The sequence below is a fragment of the Pseudoalteromonas sp. Z1A6 genome (assembly GCF_011378745.1).
Lineage (GTDB): Bacteria > Pseudomonadota > Gammaproteobacteria > Enterobacterales > Alteromonadaceae > Pseudoalteromonas > Pseudoalteromonas arctica.
The window spans coordinates 1-2653 of the sequence record NZ_WTKW01000465.1 but is presented as its reverse complement, the minus strand read 5'-3'; the positions used below and the strand labels follow the sequence as shown (position 1 = coordinate 2653).

Here is a 2653-nt window from a genome sequence, read left to right as displayed (position 1 = left end):
GCCAGCAATACAATATTGCTGGCCTTTTAAATAATATCCAATTTTATTAATAACTTAACTTCAGCTAAACCCTAACTGAGTATAAAGCAGTTAAAAGCAATAACAGGCTTAAAAGTTGTAACCTATTCTTACACCATAAGTGCGAGGATTAGCATAGTCAGCAGCCGCTACGTTACCGCCAAAGCGAACTGTTCTAAGCAAAATAAGCTCATCACCTGCATTTTGAACATATGCGCGTATGGCCCACTCATTATCGGCCGAATACCATGCAATGCTGGCATCGTATTTTTGATAGCTATCTTGCGTACCAAACGAAAAAGGGAGATCGTTGGTCGTATACGAATCCGATAACTGAATACTGGTAGCAGGCACAATGCGGCCTTTATCACCTAAATCAAACTCGTAACTCGCCAATAAAGTAATGTTATATTTTGGGCTTAACTGCACTTCGTTACCGTCAAGTTGCAGTAAGTTATCTACGCCATTAATGGTCTCTCCGCCTTCTTCAAACACATTTGGCGTAACAAAGTCGCCATAAGTCGAGTCTGTAAACGCGGCACGTGCACCTAGACGCAATGCATCACTTGCCTGCCAATCAATTTCAAGCTCAAGACCAGCTGCATCAATTTCGCCCGCATTACCAAAAAACGACACCGCCGTACCGCCTACATTTTGAAAGCGAGTAGAAAGTAAATCTTCGTATTGGTTGTAATATAAAGAGGCGTTAAATCTTAATGAATTATCAAGCAGCATGCTTTTAAAGCCAACCTCGTAAGCCGTTACTGTTTGCTCGTCGTAGCTATTTTCGCCATTAAAAGCGCCCTGTGCATTACCCGCTAAAAAGCCTGTAGAAACCGTAGCATAAAGCAATTGAGAATTTGTTAAGTCGTGCTCTACGCCTAACTTCCACGTTACTTTACTCCAATCACCATCTGCGTCTTTAACTTCTAATTCTGAAAAATCGAGCGTGCTTAAATCATTAGTATTTTGACCGTAAATATCCCACTCACGGCTATCATTTGTATACCTTATGCCGGCTATACCGCGTGTATCATCATTAAATGCGTAGTTACCTTGAAAGTAAGCCGCCGCTGATCGCGTTTCTAACTGAATTTGGTTTAACCAAGGTGCATATTGAAGCGCTTGAGGCTGCGTTGTATCGGGTGCATTATCAACCACGGCTCCATAGCTCGCATTTAAAAAAGCGTTATCTAGGTCCTCTGAAAATAAGTAAATACCAGCCACCCACTCAAAATCACTTTCGTATGTAGAGCTAACTTGTACTTCTAACGAGTTAGTTTTAGATTCAATTGCATTACCATCTACAGTGGCTGCATAAGTCGAAAAATCACCATCGGTAAGGCGTGTTTCTTCGTAATCCATTGAGGCTGCAATTATTTTTAAATCAACCGACTCAAGCGACCAGTTTAACTCGGCGCTAATACTTACATCGCTTACATCGCGTGATGGCTGATAATCAAACTGCTGAGTAAATGGGTCTGACGACACACCTTGTGCAGTATCAAGCCCAGGCGTTGCTGCATTATCTAAGCCTGCACCAAAGCGACCACAATTACTGCCACACACATCATCGCGGCCAATTCGCTCAGTTAATGGTGCCGACAAGCTTGTTTTACCTGTCGCTGGGTTTATAGGTACACCTAAAATATGATAGCCAAATGCACCGCCGCCATTTGATTCGTCCTGCCATGTTTCTACTTTTACATTTAAATTTACATCATCGTTAAATTCAGTAAATATTTGGCCACGCAAAAAATACATATCAGCATCTTTTAAGCCTGCTGATTCATTAAACGAATTCTCTACGTATGGGTCGCGTATTTCTCGCACCCCAGTAAAGCGTACTGCGGTATCATCGGTTAAAGCGGCATTAAAAAAGCCTTCACCGCGTAAATGACCATAATTACCAAATGTTGTAGCCATACCGCCTTCGGTAATATCAAGCTCTGGCTTTTTAGCTATTACATCAATTGCACCACCAAATGAATTACGACCAAACAGCGTACCTTGAGGCCCGCGAAGTACTTCTACCCGCTCTAAATCTACAAAACCAGCAAGTGCTTGCCCATGACGAGGGCGGTAAACGCCATTAGAATAAAACGCAATAGCAACATCGTTAGCTTCTACTTGCTCTGTTCTAGCACCGCGCATGGCGGGGCGAGCATCACTGCCCGACACACCCGACTTTAAACCTGGCGCTAGGCTATCAAGGCTTAAAATATCGGTTATGCCATTTTCTAGTAAATCTTTAGCCGATACCGCAGTAACTGCCAAAGGCACCGACTGAATACTTTTAACCCGCTTAGTAGAGGTAACAGAAATAACCTCCAACTCTTTGTTAGGGTTTAACTTTGCTTCTTGTGAAAATACAGATGCTGAGCCTAATAACGCCGTATTTACAGCAGCAAAAATAAGTGTTTTACGTAAAATATTCGTCGTCATGAGATAAATTCTCCACCTGTTGAAATGAATTTTATTAAGCATCTGTGGGCGCTATGCCCCACCATCACATTTTTATTATTTATAATTATTAAAAATGCGACATTTAAATGGCTATTTTTTCGACTCATAAAAACTACCGCTTTTTGCATTCGAATGCAACAGCGATTAATGCAAATTTTACATGTAACTA

2 protein-coding genes are annotated in these 2653 nt (G+C 41.6%); both read right to left on the bottom strand.

Annotated features, from left to right (window positions below; all coding sequences use genetic code 11):
- Window positions 1–108: 108 nt before the first annotated feature.
- The gene (locus tag GQR46_RS18535; RefSeq protein WP_165741998.1) at window positions 109–2463 is read right to left on the bottom strand and encodes a TonB-dependent receptor; all 2355 of its coding nucleotides are present in this window, start codon (window positions 2461–2463) and stop codon (window positions 109–111) included.
- Window positions 2460–2653 (bottom strand): hypothetical protein (locus tag GQR46_RS20575; protein ID WP_206009689.1); only part of this gene is annotated, 194 nt, incomplete at its 5' end. The genes GQR46_RS18535 and GQR46_RS20575, both read right to left, overlap by 4 nt.

Bases quoted from the DNA above. Each gene is read 5' to 3' on its own strand.
- GQR46_RS18535 (WP_165741998.1), bottom strand. From the start codon at position 2,463: ATGACGACGAATATTTTACGTAAAACACTTATTTTTGCTGCTGTAAAT.